Annotated in this window: 19 protein-coding genes; all 19 read left to right on the top strand. The window is 36.1% G+C overall.

The features are described from left to right. Positions 1-20 precede the first annotated feature (20 nt). The 19 genes from HMPREF0381_RS03535 (at position 21) to HMPREF0381_RS03625 (ending at position 20118) form a co-directional block, all read left to right on the top strand. Positions 21-716: a lecithin retinol acyltransferase family protein gene (locus HMPREF0381_RS03535; RefSeq protein WP_008750503.1), complete on the top strand. Its 696-nt coding sequence runs from the start codon at positions 21-23 to the stop codon at positions 714-716. Between the two features lie 118 nt (positions 717-834). Further along, on the top strand, positions 835-1485 hold the full coding sequence (locus HMPREF0381_RS03540; protein ID WP_008750504.1) for a TetR/AcrR family transcriptional regulator: 651 nt from the start codon (positions 835-837) through the stop codon (positions 1483-1485). 20 nt (positions 1486-1505) lie between these two features. Then, the gene (locus HMPREF0381_RS03545) at positions 1506-2210 is read left to right on the top strand and encodes an ABC transporter ATP-binding protein (protein WP_008750505.1); all 705 of its coding nucleotides are present in this window, start codon (positions 1506-1508) and stop codon (positions 2208-2210) included. Further along, positions 2210-4555, top strand: a complete 2346-nt coding sequence (locus HMPREF0381_RS03550; RefSeq protein WP_008750506.1) for an ABC transporter permease — start codon at positions 2210-2212, stop codon at positions 4553-4555. Before HMPREF0381_RS03545 ends, HMPREF0381_RS03550 begins: the two co-directional genes overlap by 1 nt. Before the next feature lie 2 nt (positions 4556-4557). After that, positions 4558-5901 (top strand): efflux RND transporter periplasmic adaptor subunit, encoded by a 1344-nt coding sequence (locus HMPREF0381_RS03555; protein WP_008750507.1) that lies wholly within the window; start codon positions 4558-4560, stop codon positions 5899-5901. Between the two features lie 86 nt (positions 5902-5987). Next, positions 5988-6632: an IMPACT family protein gene (locus tag HMPREF0381_RS03560; RefSeq protein WP_008750508.1), complete on the top strand. Its 645-nt coding sequence runs from the start codon at positions 5988-5990 to the stop codon at positions 6630-6632. Between the two features lie 29 nt (positions 6633-6661). Next, positions 6662-7561: a magnesium transporter CorA family protein gene (locus HMPREF0381_RS03565; protein WP_008750509.1), complete on the top strand. Its 900-nt coding sequence runs from the start codon at positions 6662-6664 to the stop codon at positions 7559-7561. Between the two features lie 88 nt (positions 7562-7649). Next, entirely contained in the window at positions 7650-8765 is a 1116-nt protein-coding gene (locus HMPREF0381_RS03570) for a carbohydrate kinase family protein (protein WP_008750510.1), read from the top strand. A gap of 8 nt (positions 8766-8773) precedes the next feature. Continuing rightward, positions 8774-9610 carry a class II fructose-bisphosphate aldolase gene (locus HMPREF0381_RS03575; RefSeq protein WP_040461111.1) on the top strand — a complete coding sequence of 279 codons (837 nt, stop codon included), beginning with the start codon at positions 8774-8776 and terminating at the stop codon, positions 9608-9610. A gap of 122 nt (positions 9611-9732) precedes the next feature. Further along, positions 9733-10743, top strand: coding sequence for a sugar ABC transporter substrate-binding protein (locus tag HMPREF0381_RS03580; RefSeq protein WP_040461113.1), 1011 nt, complete (start codon positions 9733-9735; stop codon positions 10741-10743). Between the two features lie 88 nt (positions 10744-10831). Next, positions 10832-12316 carry a sugar ABC transporter ATP-binding protein gene (locus HMPREF0381_RS03585; protein WP_008750513.1) on the top strand — a complete coding sequence of 495 codons (1485 nt, stop codon included), beginning with the start codon at positions 10832-10834 and terminating at the stop codon, positions 12314-12316. Positions 12317-12328: 12 nt separating this feature from the next. Further along, positions 12329-13300: an ABC transporter permease gene (locus HMPREF0381_RS03590; protein ID WP_008750514.1), complete on the top strand. Its 972-nt coding sequence runs from the start codon at positions 12329-12331 to the stop codon at positions 13298-13300. Beyond that, positions 13300-14262 carry a sugar ABC transporter substrate-binding protein gene (locus HMPREF0381_RS03595; protein WP_008750515.1) on the top strand — a complete coding sequence of 321 codons (963 nt, stop codon included), beginning with the start codon at positions 13300-13302 and terminating at the stop codon, positions 14260-14262. The genes HMPREF0381_RS03590 and HMPREF0381_RS03595 overlap by 1 nt, the downstream gene beginning before the upstream one ends. A gap of 2 nt (positions 14263-14264) precedes the next feature. Next, a complete protein-coding gene (locus HMPREF0381_RS03600) occupies positions 14265-15596 on the top strand; it encodes a sensor histidine kinase (protein ID WP_050784242.1) in 1332 nt (443 codons plus the stop codon). Next, on the top strand, positions 15589-16242 hold the full coding sequence (locus HMPREF0381_RS03605) for a response regulator transcription factor (protein ID WP_008750517.1): 654 nt from the start codon (positions 15589-15591) through the stop codon (positions 16240-16242). The genes HMPREF0381_RS03600 and HMPREF0381_RS03605 overlap by 8 nt, the downstream gene beginning before the upstream one ends. After that, on the top strand, positions 16239-17555 hold the full coding sequence (locus tag HMPREF0381_RS03610; RefSeq protein WP_008750518.1) for an ABC transporter substrate-binding protein: 1317 nt from the start codon (positions 16239-16241) through the stop codon (positions 17553-17555). Before HMPREF0381_RS03605 ends, HMPREF0381_RS03610 begins: the two co-directional genes overlap by 4 nt. Then, on the top strand, positions 17552-18235 hold the full coding sequence (locus HMPREF0381_RS03615) for a D-lyxose/D-mannose family sugar isomerase (protein ID WP_008750519.1): 684 nt from the start codon (positions 17552-17554) through the stop codon (positions 18233-18235). Before HMPREF0381_RS03610 ends, HMPREF0381_RS03615 begins: the two co-directional genes overlap by 4 nt. Further along, entirely contained in the window at positions 18183-19499 is a 1317-nt protein-coding gene (locus tag HMPREF0381_RS03620) for an AAA family ATPase (protein WP_242824386.1), read from the top strand. Before HMPREF0381_RS03615 ends, HMPREF0381_RS03620 begins: the two co-directional genes overlap by 53 nt. Further along, positions 19486-20118: a hypothetical protein gene (locus tag HMPREF0381_RS03625; RefSeq protein ID WP_008750521.1), complete on the top strand. Its 633-nt coding sequence runs from the start codon at positions 19486-19488 to the stop codon at positions 20116-20118. The genes HMPREF0381_RS03620 and HMPREF0381_RS03625 overlap by 14 nt, the downstream gene beginning before the upstream one ends. Positions 20119-20141: the final 23 nt, after the last annotated feature.

Below are 20141 nucleotides of genomic sequence, written 5' to 3' on the forward strand. Positions count from 1 at the left end.
TATATTACTTTGGGGGGATTATGATATTAGCACTTTTGATTGCCGGAAAGCTGCTTGTAAGGCAGGGCGGTGACAGGCCGAACAGAGAGGAAAAAATCACAGGCAAACAGTATTTTTGGAGAGATAAAAAAGAGAAAAACGGATATAGATTACAGCAAAACTTACTGGATGATCATGCAAGGATTTTGGATAAAAATAATATAAGGAAAGCCACCGGAAGTATGAGTGCTATGGAAGAGAAGTTTGACAGGCTGGTTTCAGACAGCTTCCTAAAGCCGGGTGATGTAATAGGCGTTTCAAGAAGACTGTATGATCACTACGGTATATATATCGGTGAAGGCAAGGTCATACACTATGCGGATAAGACTAAGGACTTCGGAAAGGATATAAGTATCTATGAAACAGATTTAAAGGGCTTTATAGAGGGATCCAAAGATTACTTTGTACTGCATTTTCCAAAGGAGGGCGGTCCGCCGAGGAAGTTAAGAAGCAGTACAAATTTTACTGAAAATCCCAGAGAGAGAACAGGTATATTTGATTTTATATTCAAAGCAAAGTATCAATTGTTCTCACCTGAGGAGACCATAAAGCGAGCCAAGTCAAGGCTTGGGGAGAGAGCCTACAATATTACCAGAAATAACTGTGAGCATTTTGCACTGTGGTGCAAAACAGGCGTTTCATTTTCACGCCAGGTGGATATGGCATTATCAATATAGGGAAAGCTGTTGCACTTATGTGTGGCGGCTTTTTTTCTGCTTGAAAAATAAAGATAAATATTATATTATACATACGTACCGTAGGTATGTATAATATAATATTATTGTTGGAGGAAATATGCCGAGAAATAAATATCCTGAACAGACTGTAGAACGAATACTGAAAGCATCCTACTCTCTTTTTATTAAAAAAGGCTATGACAATGTGTCAATACAAGACATTGTAAATAATCTTGGAGATATGACAAAAGGTGCCATATACCATCATTTTAAGTCAAAGGATGAAATCCTCAGTTCGATTTTTGATAAAATGTGTGAGGAATACAGTATTGAAAAACTTGTGAAAAGATATCATGACCTTAATGCTCTTGATAAGATAAAGATGAGTTTTAAGGAATACTTTGACGATGAAGTGGCTATAAAAATAGATTTGGAAACAATGCCTTTGATGCATAATCCTCATATTTTTGCTCAACTGGTTGAAACCGTATTAAAGGTTTTTTCATTACAGATAGAAGAACTTATAAAACAGGGTATTAAGGACGGCTCTATGAGCGTTGATCCGAACTATACCAAGGAGGCGGCACAAGTATTTTCGTTGCTTTCAAAGGTCTGGCTTTTGCCGACACTTTCAGATGACGGTATGGAGGATGCATGCAGGAAAATCGATATGTTGAAAGTAATTCTGGATGCAATAGGTATTCCCGTATTGGATGAGGAAATGTCTAAGCTTTCAAAGCAATATATCAGAAGATTTTATATGGGCTGATAAGCTTGAAAGGAAAATATATGGAAAAACTTATAATTGCAAAGGACATACATAAAGAGTTTCTGTTGGGAGAGGTCAAGGTGGTAGCTCTTGATGATGTAAGTTTTGATATCTATAAAGGTGAACTTGTGGTTATTTTGGGGCCTTCAGGCTCAGGTAAATCTACACTTTTAAATATCCTTGGCGGGATTGAGACTGTAAGTGGCGGAAGTATAAGTTATAACGGAATTGATCTAAGCAGTATGAATGAAAATGAGCTTACAGCTTTCAGACGTGCAAATATAGGATTTATATTTCAGTTTTATAATCTTATGCCGAATTTGAATGCACTTGAAAATGTGGAGCTGGCGGCGGAACTTTCACCAAATCCTCTTGATCCTAAGGAACTTTTAACTCAGGTGGGACTTTGGGACAGAAGGGATCATTATCCCGGGAAAATGAGCGGAGGTCAACAGCAAAGAGTTGCTATTGCCAGAGCGATTTGTAAAAATCCGGATTTACTTCTATGTGATGAACCTACAGGAGCTTTGGATATATCAACAGGAGTTCAAATCCTCAAAATACTTGTGGATTTTAATAAGAAATACAACAAGACAATTATGATAATAACGCATAATGAAAATGTGGCAAAAATTGCAAACAGAGTGTTCTATCTTAAGGACGGAGATATCAAAAAAATAGTAACAAATGAGCATCCGCAAAGTCCTGATGAGGTGGTGTGGTAATGAAATACTTTGTAAAAAATTTGTTCAGAGCGGCAAAAAAGAGTCCGGGAACATATATAGGTGCAACTTTTATAATGGCACTTGGAATTTTTATTTTTGTTTCAATGAATGATACATTTATAAATCTTAAGTCACAGGTATATAGCTATTATGAAGAAAATAATATGGCTGATATCTTTGCCGGTGTTATATCAATGCCTAAAGAAAGGCTGAAAAGTTTTGAAGATTATCCGGGAATTAAGAAGGCATCAGGTATTTTAAGTGCAGATTTAAGAGTGACGGGAGAAAAAATCAAAGATATCGCCAATTTGCATGTATTATCTTATGATAAAGATGCATATCTTAACAGACCTTTATTAAAGCCTGATATAATCCCCGGGAATGAGCAGATATTTATAGGTGCAAAGATGATGAAATCAAGGCATTTAAAAGAGGGAGATACTCTAAGTCTGATACATAACGGGGAGAGCTATGATTTTATAGTAGCCGGAGTTGCATCCGCTCCGAATTATATATATGCAATTCCTCCAAGCGGTGCGGTAATCTCTGACGGAAAGGATTATGATATAGCAATTGTAAATTCAGAAAAACTTTCAAAGATGCTTGGCAGAGAAGATACTGTAAATGAAATAAGCTTTGAAATGGAAAAGGGTTATTCTTATGAGGCGTTAAGATATGAACTTAGAGAGCGTTTATCACAATTCGGCTTACAAAGTTTTACAAATAAGGAAAAACAAAGCAGTTACAATATGGTTGACGGTGAAATAAAGGAGCTTACCGGAACAGGTACAATATTGCCTGCAATATTTATGTCAATGTCCGTATTTATGTTATATACGGTACTTAAAAAGATGATTGACAATGACAGAAGTCTTATAGGAACTATGAAGGCTATGGGTCTTGGAAATAGGGAACTTATAGGTGCATATCTGGTGCAGGCGATTTTAATAAGCTTTGTAGGAGCATTATTGGGATGTATTCCGGCAAGATCTTTCGGTAAATATATGTTTAATCAGTATGCGGAATTTTTTTCATTGCCTTCGCCAATTTATATAGACCCCGTTTCTACAAAATTGAAGGGATTTTTGATAGCCGCTTTTGCAAGCTTTATTGCAGTTATTTTCGGTGTGGGCGGAATTGTAAAGATACAGGCGGCTGAAGCTATGCGAGCGGCAACACCGAAAGTTAATAATAATTTTTCCTTCGGTTTTATAAAAAATTTTAATGTTATGCATAAAATGGGAATACGTTCTATCTTAAGAAGTCCTTTCAGAACATTTTTTATTGCATTTGCTATAGCTTTCCCATTTTCCATGTCTTGTACATTGCTGGCTTCACAAAATGCCGTAAATAAGATGTTTATAGGATATTTTAGAGATATTGCAAAATATGATGTAAAGATTACATTGGAAAATTACAGTGACACCGACAAGGCGTTTAATGCTTTAGGTGAGGTAGCGGGTGTAGGTGAAAGAGAAGTTATATCTGAGATACCTATAACATTAAAATCCAAAAATCACAGTAAGATTGCATTGCTTTCAGGTATAAACAGAGGCTCAAATTTGTATAGAATAAGTGATGTGGATGATGTATTTTATGAACCTCCTACAGACGGCATTATATTAAATAAAAGAATTGCAAATGATCTGGATATAAAAGAGGGAGACAAAGTTGAGATCTCTACAGGATATGCCCCTAAAAAAAAGACTGAAATACCTGTAACACATGTGATTTCAGAAGCATTTGGAAGTGGCTGCTATGTGGATATAAAAAATATTGAGAAGTATCTTTCATTATCAAATTTTTCAAATACTTTAATCTTTAATACACAAAGGGGAAGTGAGGATATTATCAAGAAAACGCTTACAGAGGATACTTCACAGATTACATCATTTTCAAGTAAGAAGGATACTCTAAGGATTTATGAGGATAGAATGAAAAGCTCAAAGTTTATGTTGCAAATGTTTATATACCTGTCTTTGTTTTCAGGTGTAGTGCTTATATATAATATTTCTTTGATAAGTATAAGAGAGAGAAAAACTGAATTTGCTACAATGAAGATTATGGGAGTTTTGGATAAGGAGCTTAGACAGATGATTTTTATGGAACAGGTGGTATATCTTATAGCGGGGCTTATTCTAAGCATTCCTTTGATAAGGGTATTTAAATGGATACTTGAGTCACTGCTTGTTTCAGATTCATACACTCTGAGATTGCATATAGAATTTTCTATGTATATGGCATCTCTTATATTCTGCGTAATGATGCTTTATATATCGGGAAGAGCAATACTTAAAACTATAAAGAAAATAAATCCGAACGACAGTTTAAAAGAAAGAGGTTAGCTATGAAAAAAAACAGTTTATCAAAGCTTTTTGAAGGAAGAAAAAAGTATATAATAATGCTTGTTATTATCGCAGCGATAATAACGGCGTTTTCAATAAAAAATATTAACAAGGCTGTGAGTGTTGAAGCTTATAGTATAAATTTTGGTACACTAAATGATACATATAAAGAAAATGCGGTTATAAGTTTCGGGAAGGGCTATCATATTCTGTCAAAGGTAAACGGAAATATTAAAGAGGTGCTTGTAGACGAAAACTCGGCAGTAAAAAAGGGAGATGTACTTGTAAGAATATCGGACAGAGATCTTGTATATCAAAAGCAGTTAAGACAGAGCAATTTGGACTCATATATGGCAAAAAAAGAAGAAAGCGATATAGGAAAGCTTATGACTACATCGCCTATGGAGTATATAAACGGACTCGGTTCAAGTCTTGAGTCCGCAAGAGCGGCTTATGAGGCCGCACAGACCGAGTACAATGCAAAACAGGCTCTTTATGAATCACAAAGTATTTCTCTTATGGAACTTGAAAGTGCAAAAGCAAGCTTTGAAAGTGCAAAGTCGAATTTTGAGACTGCAAGCAGCAGACTTGATGAGAGCAATAAATATTTGAAAAGCCTTAAGGATGAGGGATTAAGTGAAAAAGATATAAGTAAGAAGTTTTATGAAAGTACAAAAAAACAGCTTGAAGCCGCTATTGATGCTGAAAAAACAGCTATAGCTCAGCTTGATATGCAGATAGCCGACTGTGAAGTAAAATCTGAATATGACGGAATAGTTTCATCTGTACCTGCAAAGAATATATCTATGGCGGTGCCGGGACAGGAACTGGCGGTGGTTGATACCGATAATAATGAATACAGGCTTGAGTGCAGCGTTTTGACAGATGTGATACCCTATCTGCATGTGGGAGATGAGATGGAAGCTGAATTTGACTTAAGAGGAACAAAAAAAGTTTATAAGGGTAAGATAAGTGAAATATATGACTTTGCAACCGAAGATAAATCACCGCTTGGACTTAAGGAATACAGGGTAAAACTTGTGGCAACTCTTAATGATGTTGGAGAAGACAATATCTTAAAGAACGGTTACGGTGTAGATGCTATTTTTACTCTATATAAAAATGATAATATAATTGCAGTGCCTTTAGGTGCGGTTTTTACTGAAAATGACAGCGATTATGTATTTAAAATAGAGGAAGGCAGAGCAAAGAAGACCCCTGTAACCGTAAGTTATAAATCATCTACAGAGGCTGTGATAAGTGAGGGCTTGCAAAAAGATGACAAAGTTATTATAAATTCGGATGAAGAAAAGATTAATGACGGAGTAAAAGTCAGAGCAAAATGATTTTACAAAAAAGGCCGTTAAATGATGACGGTCTTTTTATTTATGTAAACATTTGTTATAATCTTGGTAAAAGTAGGAGACAGCCCATGAAAATAATTCTGGAAAGCAAAGAAGCTGAGATTGTAGAAAAAAAATCAAGGTTTATAGCAAATATAGCGGCAGCAGCTTCAGAGGAAGAGGCAACCAAGTTTATAGAAAATATAAAGAAAAAATACTATGATGCAAGGCACAACTGCTATGCATATATCATAGGTGAAGACGGCAATAAGAAAAAATGTTCTGATGACGGGGAACCTCAAAGAAGTGCAGGGATGCCTATGATGGAAGTGCTTGAAAGCCAAGGCTATTTTGATATAGTGGCAGTTGTTACAAGGTATTTCGGAGGAACATTGCTTGGAGTCGGAGGGCTTATCAGGGCATATCAAGGGGCGTTAACGAAAGGACTGAGTGCAAGTATCACCGGAGAAATCCATGAAGGTTTCAGAGCAAAATACAGATTCGGATATGATTTTTACGGAAAGATAAAATATATAGCTGAAAGTGAGAGTGTGGTAATAGAGGATACCGTATTTGACGATATGGTCACAATAAGCCTGATATTTAAAAAAGGTGAAAGTGAAAGGTTGCAAAAAAAGCTTACAGAAGAGACCAATGCAAATATAGAAAAATTATTTTTGGAAAAAATAAAATATATCACAGTGAATAATAAGTGGTATGGAGAATATAGATAGAAAAGAGTTTTAACTTTGAGGATTTGTAAATGCAGATGTATTTAGGAGAAGAGGGGAAAAAATATTATTGGAGAGTAGTGGATGTCAGCAATATAACAGATGTAGAGACATTGGAAAACAAATTTGACTTGACTGAGGAGATGTCCGAATATGTTCTTGACTCAAACGAGAGGGCAAGAGTGGACTATGACGGTAAAAATTTGTTTGTTGTAATACATGTGCCGGCATTTACACAAAATGACGGACACTATGAAACAAGATCTATAAAGTTTTTTGTAAATGCAGACAGCATCTTTATGTTCGTTACATATGATACAAACTATATCGTTCCACAGATTGAAAGGCTGATAGATGTTGAAGAGGCAAGCAGCCCGATGATGATGCTGTTTTTAAGTCTGTTTGTTATATCCGACTCGTTCTTACCGATACTTGATAAGCTGAATGAGGAAAGATTACATCTGAACAGAAGGCTTAGAACAAATACAAACAATCAAGGTATTTGGGATTTATCGGATCTTGAGGTAGGACTTATTTATTTGGGTGCTGCGACAAGGCAGAATGTAGTGGCAATCAGGCAGATGAGAATAACTTCCGCAATAAAAAAATGTTCAGCTGCTGAAAAAGAGCAACTTGAGGATGCCTATATAGAAGCAAAACAAGCCGGCGAGATGGCGGATATGGCATCAAGTATTGTAGAGCAGATGAGCGGTATGTATAACAACCTTATAAATATCAGGCTGAATGAAACAATGCGTATTATGACAGTATGGTCACTGCTTATGACAATACCTACAATCATTTCAGGTTTCTTCGGTATGAATGTGGATTTGCCTCTCACCACTATGAAAGGCGGATGGATACTTATAACACTTATTACAGCCGTATTACTGTGGATAATGTGGAAATTTATATGGAAAAAGCTATGGTAAAAATAATAGTTATATTAGTTGTTTAATGACTAATGTAACTATTATTTTTTTGATATTTTAGGTAAATTATTTTTTGAAAGGGGGAAATATGAATAAAAAGATAATAGTTGCAGGACATATATCCTATGATATTACACCTGTAATATACAGCACAAAAGGCAAAGACTTCGGTAAGCTTATAAAACCGGGAAAACTGTTAAATATAGGCAAGGCTACAGTGGCAAACGGCGGAAGTGTAAATAATACAGGTATGGCATTGCATAAATTCGGTGCGGATGTATTGCTTGTTGCAAAAGTGGGAGATGATGAATTCGGGCGTCAGATAATGGAAAAATGTATGGAAAAGGGAGCAAAAACAAGCTTTATAGTATCTAAAAGTGAGGATACTTCCTATACAATAGTGATAGCACCGCCCGGTTTTGACAGAAGCTTTTTGCACTTTCCGGGAACCAATGATACTTTCAAACTTTCAGACCTTGATATGGACAGTATAAAGGACGGTTATCTTTTTCATTTCGGGTATCCTACATTGATGGAAGGTTTTTATACAGATGATGCAAGAGATTTGATAGAAATGTATAAAGGTATAAAAAAAGCCGGACTTATCACAAGTTTGGATGTTGCCGCAATTGATCCTGAAAGTAAGGCAGGTAGACTTGACTGGGAAGAAATTCTAAAACAGGTGTTGCCATATGTGGATATATTTGAGCCGAGCTTTGAGGAGCTTTTATATATGGTGGATAAAAAAGCATATAAGAAAATACTTGAAAGAGCCGGGGAGGAGGATGTATGTATGTGTTTAAGTCTCAATAAAGATATACTGCCTCTTGCAAAAAAGGTGATGGGATTCGGCGCATCGATACTTCTTATAAAATGCGGTGCGGCAGGTATGTATTTATGTACAGCCGACGGTGTTTCAGGCAAACTCGGACTTGATTGTGAGTGGGACAATATTTCATATTTTCAAAAGAGCTTTAAGCCTGACAGGATAAAGTCTGCTATAGGTGCGGGAGATACTTCGATAGCGGCATTTCTTTATGGAATTATAAACGGTTATAAGCCGAAGGATGCTGCCAAAATAGCGGCAGGGACAGGTGCTGTGTGCATTACCGAGTATGACACTTTCAGCGGTTTGCTAAGTATAAATGAGCTTGAAGAAAAGATAAGAAATAATTGGGAGACACAGGATTTTATCAAAGAATAGGGGGAAAAATGTTAATAACATTAAAAAATATTTTAGATATAGCTGAGAGTAAAAATATGGCTGTAGCTGCATTTAATGTAACATCACTTGAGGGTATACTGGCAGCCATAGAGGCGGCACAGGAGGAAGATACACCGGTAATATTACAATTTGCCAATATAGCACATGGGAAGTACATTCCTCTTGAGACTATAGGAAAAGTGATGGTAATGACGGCGGATGAAAGCAAAGTACCTGTATGTGTGCATTTAGACCATGGAGATAACTTTGATGAGATAAAAAGGGCATTGGATCTTGGCTTTACAAGCGTAATGTATGACGGGTCGGCACTTCCTTTCAGTGAAAATGTTGCAAATACAAGATATGTAACTTCTCTTGCAAATGAATACGGTGCAAGTATAGAGGCCGAACTCGGTGCAATGGGTGCTGAAGGAGATAATGAAAATATTTTGGGGGAATATACCGACCCTAAAGCTGCAAAATTATTTGTAGGTGAGACCGGAATAGATGCACTTGCAGCTTCTTTCGGAACGGTTCATGGCATATATAAGAGTGAACCTAAACTTGATTTTGAACGAATAAAAAAAATCAGAGAGAGTACAGGCATTCCTGTGGTAATGCATGGCGGTTCAGGTATAAGCGATGCGGACTTTAGAAAATGTATAGATTGCGGGGTAAGAAAAATTAACTTTTATACCTATGCCGCAAAATATGCAGGTGATGCGGTGAGGCAAATGGTGGAAAGTACAAGCGGAAATATATATTCACATGATATATTGGTAAGCTTAAGACAGAGCATGATAAAGACATATAAGGATGCAATAAGAATATTTAAAAACAGATAGAGTTTCTAAATCCGATGCTTTTATATGACAATTGTCATCTGATGTTTATTACAAAAAACAATTATAATAAGTCCCTGATATTGTTATTATTACTATACAATAAAGTAAAAAAAGGAGAGTTTATGAAAAAGAGATTGATGGCAGGTGCATTGGCACTTATGATGGCTGGAAGTTTGGTCGCATGTGGAGGCGGTAAGGATACAAAGGCTTCATCTGAAGGAGAGAGCAAAGAGACCACTGTGGCAGAAAAAAGCGAGAGCCAAAGCGGTGAAAAGAAACATTATAAGTTCGGATACACCTGTATGGACGGAACAAATCCTTTCTTCGTTACCATTCAGGATAAGATTAAGGAACTTGTAGAGGCAAAGGGAGATGAGCTTATTGTAACGGATCCGGGAAATGATGTTACAAAGCAGATTTCACAGGTAGAGGATATGCTTTCACAAAAGCTTGACGGTTTGTTTATGAATCCTGTTGATGCACAGGGTATTATACCTGCACTTGATTTGGCTAAGGAAGCAGGAGTGCCGATGGTAGGATTTGATACTGAAGTAGGTGATATGTCATATTTGGTTTCCTATACAGGATCGGATAACTACAATGCGGGAAAGGTGGTAGGAGAGGACCTTGTTAAGAAGGCACCTAACGGTGGAAAGATTATAGTTCTTGATTCACCTACAATGCAGTCTGTAGTAGACAGAACCAACGGATTTATGGATGCAATAAAGGACCATGGATTTGAAGTGGTGGCACAACAGGATGCAAAGGGAAATCTTCAGGTTGCAATGGGTATTGCAGAGGATTTATTACAGTCAAATCCTGATGTAGTGGCAATATTCGGAGGTAATGATCCTACAGCTCTCGGAGCATTGGCTGCTGCAAATGCGGCAGGTATCAAAAAGTGTATGATTTACGGTGTAGACGGTTCACCGGATATCAAATCAGAGCTTGCATCAGGTAATTCTTTGATAGAGGGAACCGGTGCACAGTCTCCGGTTTCAATAGCTGAAAAGGCGGTTCAGATAATGTATGACTATGTGGAAGGAAAACAGGTTGAGGCAAGATATCCTGTGGAAACATTCCTTATTACATCAGATAATGTTGCACAGTACGGAACAGACGGCTGGCAATAATATTTCAGGTAAAGTATCGGAAAAATATTAATTATAATTTTGGGGCATCCTTTCGGGTGCCTTATTTAAAATAAAAGCAGGTGAAACAGTGGCGGACAATATTTTATTGAGAATGAAAAATATATCTAAAAGTTTTCCGGGAGTTAAAGCTTTAGATAAAGTAAACTTTGAACTAAAGGCCGGAGAAGTGCATGCACTGCTTGGAGAAAACGGTGCGGGTAAATCAACGCTTATAAAAGTACTGGGCGGAATATACAGCCTTGATGAAGGTGAGATAGAGATTGAGGGCAAAAAGGTATCCATAGAATCGGTGCATGATGCCTCAAAAAACAATATTGCGATAATCCATCAGGAGTTGGTACTGGTGCCATATATGAGTGTGGCGGAAAATATATATCTTGGAAGAGAGTCCGGAAAGGGCTTTAGTGTAAATATCTCAAAAATGGAAAAAGATGCCGGGAAGATATTGGATGATTTGGGTATGGATATAGATTCAAGAGAACTTGTTATGAATCTGCCTATAGCTAAGCAGCAGATGGTGGAAATAACAAAGGCGGTATCTGTAAATGCAAAAATACTGGTTATGGATGAACCTACATCCTCTATAAGTGACAGAGAGGTGGAAAATCTGTTTAAGATAATGAGAGATTTGACAAAGAAGGGCGTGGGTATCATATATATATCACATAAGATGAGCGAACTTGAAGAAATATGTGACAGAGTAAGTGTAATGAGAGACGGAGAGTATGTAGGAACCAAGGTGGTAAAGGAAACTGATAAGGATGAACTTATATCCATGATGGTTGGAAGAACTTTGACAAATTACTATGTAAGAGATTTTATGCCTACAAAAGATGTGGTTTTAAAGGTGGAGAATCTAAAGGACGGTGATAAGGTAAAGAATGTCAGTTTTGAGTTAAGAAAGGGAGAAATAATAGGTTTTGCCGGACTTGTAGGTGCAGGCAGAAGTGAGGCTATGCAGGCAATATTCGGGCTTTCAAAAGATGTGGTCGGGGATATATATATAGAGGGTAAAAAGGTCGGCATAAAAAATCCCAAGGATGCTATAAAAAACGGACTGGCACTTGTGCCTGAGAGTCGAAAGGAGCAGGGGCTTTATTTACTTCAGGATATAAAATACAATACCACGATTGAGGTGCTGGATGAATTTATAAAAAATCTGAATGTAAATTCCAAAAAAGAGACTGAGATAACTCAAAAATATATAGATATGATGGCTACCAAAACACCTTCACAGGAGCAGGTAATCGGGAATCTCTCCGGCGGAAATCAGCAAAAGGTGATGATTGGAAGGTGGCTTGCGACAAATCCGAAGATTCTTATACTGGATGAGCCTACAAGGGGAATAGATGTAGGTGCAAAATCTGAGATATATAAAATAATGAATGAACTGGTAAAAAACGGAGTTTCAATCATTATGATATCTTCCGAATTGCCTGAAATAATAAATATGAGCGACAGGGTATATGTTATGGCGGCAGGAATGATAAGAGGTTGTATAGACCACAAAGAAATATCACAGGAAAGTATTATGGCATTGGCTGCTATATAATGGAGGTAAAAAGTGAAAAAATCAAATAATATGAAGGCATTAAATTTTTTCAAAGAGAATATGGGAATCATTATTGCATTGCTGGTGCTGGCAATATTCCTTACGGTATTTCCTGCAACAAGCAGCTCATTCCCTACAACAAAGAATGTTTTTAATGTACTTAGACAGATATCTACAAATATGCTTCTTGCATGCGGAATGACAATGGTAATCATACTTGGCGGTATTGATTTGTCCGTAGGTTCCGTAATAGCACTTTCAGGAGTGTTTGCTGCCGGCTGTGTATCCAGATATGGTATGAATATATATTTGGCAATGATTATCGGAGTGCTTATCGGACTTATAATAGGTGCATTTAACGGATTTGTTATTTCAAGAACTACAATACCTCCATTTATCGTGACATTGGCTACAATGAATATTGCAAGAGGACTTTCGGGAGTATATACCGGAGGTTCACCTGTAAGAGTTGTATCTAAAGAATGGCAGTGGATTGGAGCCGGATATGTCGGGATTTTCCCTGTACCTGTTATTATAATGATAATATTATTTATAATATCTGTACTTATAATGAACAGAACAAAAATCGGAAGATATATATATGCGGTAGGCGGAAATACACTTGCGGCAAAGTTTTCAGGTATAAGTGTTTCAAAAGTAAAATTCATGGTATATACTTATTCGGGACTTATGGCAGGACTTGCAGGAGTTATTTTGGCTTCACGTATGTATTCCGGACAGCCTACGGCAGGTGACGGTGCGGAGATGGATGCGATAGCTGCGGTTGTAGTAGGCGGAACTTCCATGTCCGGAGGATATGGAAAGCTTGGAGGAACACTTGTAGGTGCGCTTATTATAGGAATACTTAGCAACGGACTTAACCTTATGAATGTAAACTCTTTCTGGCAGACTGTTGTAAAGGGTATTGTTATACTGCTTGCGGTATTTATTGACTATATCAGGAATTTAAAAAAGAGTAAATAATGAAAAAAAACGGTGGAACTAAGCTAAGAGTATTTTTAATGCTCTTAGCATATGTTTTTTTATTGTGTTTGTTAATAATTTTGGCAAAATATAAAAGTAAAAATAAGAAAATCATATTCGGTTCAACATATATGACTATGAACAATCCATATTTTAATGTACTTAATGAAAATTTAAGAGATACTATTGAGGCAAACGGTGATATACTTATAACCAGAGACCCGGCACAGAGTCAGGAAAGGCAGAATGCACAGATTACAGATATGTTAAATGAAGGCATTGATATTTTATTTGCCAATGCGGTAGATAGAAGCGGGATAGAGAGTGCCTTATATGAATGTGAGAAAAGGGGAGTTCCGGTGATTTTGTTGGATACTGATGTGGATAACAGAGTGGGAGTGATAAGTGCAATTCAATCAGATAACTATAAGGCCGGAGTATTGTTGGCAAAGGATCTGATAAATAAAAAGCCTGACGGAGCCAAAATACTTATTGTGGCAAACCTTATTGCTTCATCCATGGTTCAAAGAAGGCAGGGATTTATAGATACTATATCAAATGAGCCGAAATATGAGATAGTGGATGAAATTGACGGTGTCAGTGAGATAGAGACTGTAAATGAAGCTATGAAAGAATATTTGAAAACGAACAATAAGGATATAGATGTTATTTTCGGACTGAATGACCCTACGGCAATAGGTGCAATTGCGGCATTACGTGAGAAAAGCGAAAAAAGGATTTTGATTTACGGAGTGGACGGTTCACCGGATGCAAAAGAGCTTATAAAGCAGGGACTTTTTACGGCTACCGTAGCACAGCATCCCATATATATGGGCAAGGAAGCCTCCAAAGTGGCGTATGATTATTTAGCCGAAAGAGAAGTGAAGTCTGATATTTATATAGACGTAGATCTGATAAATGCAGGCAATATAGCCAAATTTGATATCTCAAAGTGGCAATGAATATGAAGAGCATAGGAAGTTTAAAAATAAATACGATACTTGAGCTGATGCTCACTGTAGCCGTTGCAACTATGGTTCTGACTTCAGGTTTTGTATGGATAATTACTGAAAGAATTATAGATGTACATGAGGCAAAACTGTTTTTGTCAGGGGCAATGAATATACCGGGTAATACACTTTATATATTTATATTTACAGTTATTTCATCTATATGTATTATAGTAACTTTCAGCATAAGAAGTTATAGCAACATAAATGATACGGGAATTATATTTCTGTCAATTATGATTGAGTTTATTTTAGAATTGATATGTATTACATTGTTAAACTTTAACTATAACGGCATTTTACTTTGGACATTTGCCAATGCACTGATTTATCTGAAGAAAAATAAATATATGCCGATAGTTATTGTGATTGCTACTGTAAGCTATTTATGTACAACACATGAACTTGTAAAATTGTTTGTAAATATATACGATATTTCCACTTATATAAAAGTCTGTAGTGTGGGGTTACAGACAGTGATATTTTTTGTATATAATGTACTCAATTTGATGACTGTTATATGTTTTGTACTATGCTGTATCAGTATCATAGTAAATAAAGAAGAAATTATAGAGAAAAACCTTGAACTTAATAAAAAGCTTGAAACAGCAAACTTGGATCTGCAAAAGGCAAATGTGGAACTTGAAAAGTCTTTGACTGACAATGCAAGGCTTGCGGAGATTAGAGAAAGAAACCGTATCGCCAGAGAAATACATGATACTTTAGGGCATACGCTTACAGGTCTTGCGGCAGGGATTGATGCCTGTATTGCACTGGCAGGAGATGAAAGAACTCCGCTTAGAAACCAGCTTGATTTATTATCAAAAGTCAGCAGAAACAGTATAAAAGATATCAGAATGAGTGTGAGCTCATTAAGACCTGATGCTCCCGACAGATTGAATTTAAAAAGTGCAATAGAGGAGCTTGTGGAAAATACAAGGAGAGTTGCCGGTGTGAATATAATATTTGACTGTGAGGACAGCAATTTGAAGTTTGACGAAGATGAGGAAATGGCTATATATAGGATTATACAGGAGAGTTTAACAAATGCTATAAGGCATGGAAATGCCGGGAATATAGAAGTTGCGGTAAAGAAAAATTTCGGAAGTATCGGACTTATGATTCATGATGACGGAATAGGCTGTGAGAAGATAGAAGCCGGGTTTGGCCTAAGGCATATCAGAGAAAGAGTAAATATGCTGAAAGGGCAAGTAAACTTCAGAAGTGAGAACGGCTTCATTGTGGAAGCTATGATACCGATAAGATGGGGAGAGGAATATGATTAAAGTTTTAATTGCAGATGATCAGGAGCTGATAAGAGAAAGTTTAAAGATAATCCTTTTAAGTAAACCGGATATAGAGGTGACAGATGCTGTTTGTGACGGGCTTGAGGTGATAAGAAGTGTCAGAGAAAAAAGACCGGATATAATACTTCTTGATATCAGAATGCCGAGACTTGACGGAGTGTCCTGTACAAAGATTATAAAGGAAGGTTATCCTGATATAAAGATAATTATACTTACAACATTTGATGATGATGAATATGTGTTCAATGCATTGAAGTACGGTGCAAGCGGTTATCTTTTAAAGGGAATAAGTATGGACAGCCTTATAGAGGCTATAAATACGGTGTATCAAGGTCAGGCAATGATAAATCCTGATATTGCCTCAAAGGTTTTAAGATTTTTTTCAAAGCTTGCGGTAAATAATGAAACGATATATGTACCGGCAGAGAACATAAAAATGATTACAAAAAATGAATGGACTATAATAAGGGAAGTGTCTAAGGGAAAAAGCAATAAGGAGATAGCAAAGGACTTGAGCTTTTCAGAAGGAACTGTAAGAAACTATTTGTCAAATATACTTGATAAACTGGAATTGCGAGACAGGACACAGCTTGCGATATGGGCAATCGGCAGAGGTGAGTTGTGAAAATCTCAAAGAAGATTAGAATTGTATGTATATTAACAGTTCTTTTGTCTGCATTGAGTATAGTGTTTTTTTATAAGTGCGGAAAAAAAGAAACTGTAATAGAATTTGCTATGTTTAACGGAAGCAATTGGGGTGTGGCGGTACAGGAGAGTTATTCAGTAATTGATAAGGCTATAGAAAAATTTGAAAGTGAACATAAGGGTGTGAGAATAAAATATGAGAGCGGAATACCGAAGGAAGACTACAGTGAATGGATGTCGGAAAGAGCTTTAAAAGATAAAATGCCTGATGTGTTTATGATGCTTGATGAGGACTTTGAGAATTATATAAACCTTGGACTGATAGAAAAGCTTGACAGATATGTGAGCGAAGACAGTGACTTTGATATAGAAAAATACTATGAAAATATAGCAAATTCAGGTGTGTTTTCAGGATACAGATATGCCTTGCCATATGAAGCTATGCCGACACTTATGTTTGTAAACAGGACATTACTTGAAAACTTTCACCTTAATATTCCCGACAACAATTATACATTTGATGATTTTTACAGGCTTTGCAGGATGATAACTCTTGACAGAGATTTGGACGGCAGCCCCGACTACTATGGTATATACAAATACGATTGGATAAATGCGGCTCTTTCAAATGATGTTACATTGTTTTCAAAAGACGGTAAGAAATCATATTTTAATCAGGAAAAGCTTGCCGAGGCTATAAGGTTCGTTAAGAGTTTGGAAGCTCTGAACGGAAATCAGAATGTAACAAAAGAAGAGTTTGACAGCGGTAAAGTAGCTTTCAGTCAGATGTCGTTAGCGGAATATAGAACATATAAGTCATATCCTTACAAAATAAAAAAGTACACAAATTTTGCATGGGACTGTATACCTATGCCGGCAGGAAAGTCGGGAAATAATGTGAGTATGATTGACAGTTTAAATATTGTGATAAGTGCAAAGTCAAAAAAGAAAAGATTGGCTTGGGAATTTTTAAAAACTCTGACCTATGATGCGGAAATACAACAGACATTATACAATGACATGCCTGTGGCATCTGTACTTAAAGAAGTAATGGAGAGCAAAGAATCTGAAAATGTATTTAAAGAAAATGAGGATATTATAGATTCCAAGCTTATCTGCCATATACTTGAAAACGGAAGTGAAAAGCCGAAATTCAGCGGATATGAAGGAGCCATACCATTGGCGGATTCAAAGATTTCAAAGTTAAATAAGGAAGATGATATAGAAAATGCACTTAGGATTTTGCAAAGGCAAATGAGTAAGTATTTGATACAAGAAAGGGGTAAGACATGAAGAGGTCACAGATTAACAGTATTATAAGAGAGATGGAGGAGCTGATAAGACAAAACGGTTTTCATCTACCGCCGTTTTGTAACTGGACACCTGATGAGTGGGAAAGTAAAGGACATGAATATGATGAAATAAGGGATAATATGCTTGGTTGGGATATCACGGATTTCGGTTTGGGAAATTTTGACAAGGTAGGTTTCGGACTGATTACTCTTAGAAACGGCAACAGAAATAATGCTAAGTATAAAAAGGTATATGCCGAGAAGCTGTTATTCCTGAGAGATGATATGATGGCACCTATGCACTTCCATTGGTTTAAGTCTGAGGATATAATTAACAGAGGTGGTGGAACTCTCCTTATTAAGGTGTACAATGATGACGGCAAGGGCGGACTTAGCGACTCGGATGTGCTTATAAACTCTGACGGCAGGTCATACTATGTAAAGGCAGGCAGCATGGTAAAGCTTTTGCCGGGCGAGAGCATCACGATATGGCCTCATCAATACCATGAATTTCATGTAAAACCGGGAAGCGGCAGTGTGCTTATAGGTGAGGTATCACAATGTAATGATGACAATATCGACAACAGATTCTATGAGGATATAGGCCGCTTTCCGAAGATAGAAGAGGATGAGAAGCCTTACAGACTGCTTTGCAATGAGTATCCTGTGGCAAAAGATTGAGAAAGAGAGAATAATGGAATTAAAAATCAGTAATGTCGGAAAGATAGATTCGGCAAATATAGAGATTAAAGGGATTACAATAATAGCAGGTTTGAACGGCACAGGGAAAAGTACAGTCAGCCGAAGTTTATTTGCAATGTTTCACTCATTCAGCAATATGTCAAGGAAAATAAATTTGGAAAAAATGTATGCTATTGATAATCTATTTTCTAAGCCAGGTAGTATTTTTTGGAGATCTAAACTTAAATGGGGTCAAAGAAGAGAATTGGCAACTCTTTTAGTTGGAAATATTGATGAAAATAGTATTAGAGAAATTTTACAGGATTGTTTAGGGAAAGATGAATACATTTCTAATGAAATTGATGATATAATGAAAATTAATTTGACACCTAATAGTTTACTTATAAATGAAATTGTTTCAGAAATATTTTCAAGAGAGTTTAATGACCATATAACAAATATTCGAAGTAGTGCTGGAAGTGAAATAGTTTTGAAAATAAAAAACTTTAAAATGGATATTTGGTTTGATAATAATAACAAGATACTTGTTAAGGATAGTGGAGAGGAGTTAAAACAACAAATAGTATACATTGATGATCCGTTTATAATTGATTCCTATAATTTAGTTGACATTAATACTAAAATATTACTTCATGTCGCTAATGATGAAATAATTACCAATCATAGAGATACTTTGATATCTCAATATAAAAGCACTAAAAATTTAAATTTGGTAGATAGAGCAAACTTAAAAGAAAAATTAAGTGCGGTATATCAAAAAATCAACGATACCTTAGGTTCGGATATGTCATTATTTGAAACGGATAAAGACGGTATCTCAGGTTCTAAGAGGACAAGGGGATTATCATTAGACAGCCTTTCATCAGGTATGAAAACATTTTATTTAATTAAAAGCCTGATAGATAACGGAACCATAGTACAAAATGGAACTTTAATACTTGATGAGCCTGAAGTTCACCTTCATCCTGATTGGCAGGTTACACTGGCTGAAATTATAGTGTTACTTCAAAAAGAGATGGGACTGCATATTTTGATAAATACTCATAGTCCATATTTTTTACGTGCAATCGAAGTATTTTCCAGAAAATATGATACAGAAGATACTGTTAAGTACTACCTGTCATATAATGAAGGGAATAATGCAAAGATGAAGGATGTCACCTATAATATATCAGAAATTTATAGAGTATTATCTGATCCGCTGCAAAGGATTGAAAATGAGGCATATAATGACGGAGATTAAGGATAAAGTAGAGACTGATATATTTATAGATAATAAAAGACCTTTATTTGAAGTGTCTAAAGATAGTTCAGATAAAGAAAATCCGGTTTACATGGTTGGTATTGACGAAGATATTTCAAAAGATATTGTAATTGACTTTGATGATGTGAAAACTGCTTTTTGCAAAAAGTTTCATAAATCTTATAAGGTCTTTAAATCGGCAGATGCCCTGCTTTATAGTGAAGTCAAAAATAAGCTTATATTTGTGGAATTTAAGAACGGTAAGGTTAAAGAAGTTAAGACAAAACTTAAAGATTCCCTTCTCGTTTTTTCAAATATAGTAGATGTGGACTTGAAGTTCTGCCGCAAATATTTGGAATACATTGTGGTATATAATTACGAAAAAAACAAACAATATGTTGAACAGGAAAAAGTTAAATACAGAAAAGAAAAGCAAAACAAGGCTCAATCTCTTAGTGAGGAATATATAGAAGGATTTGTAAAGCCGTTATTTAGACTTGCAAAAGATGAAATTATTTTATGGGATTTAAAATTGATGAAGGATATCTGTGTATCAGAGGTTCATACATATACTGTGGATGAATTTATAAAATATTATTCTAAAAATTGCAGTAAATAGCGGACGGACAAAATGTTATTAGG

The organism is Lachnoanaerobaculum saburreum DSM 3986, assembly GCF_000185385.1.
GTDB lineage: Bacteria > Bacillota > Clostridia > Lachnospirales > Lachnospiraceae > Lachnoanaerobaculum > Lachnoanaerobaculum saburreum.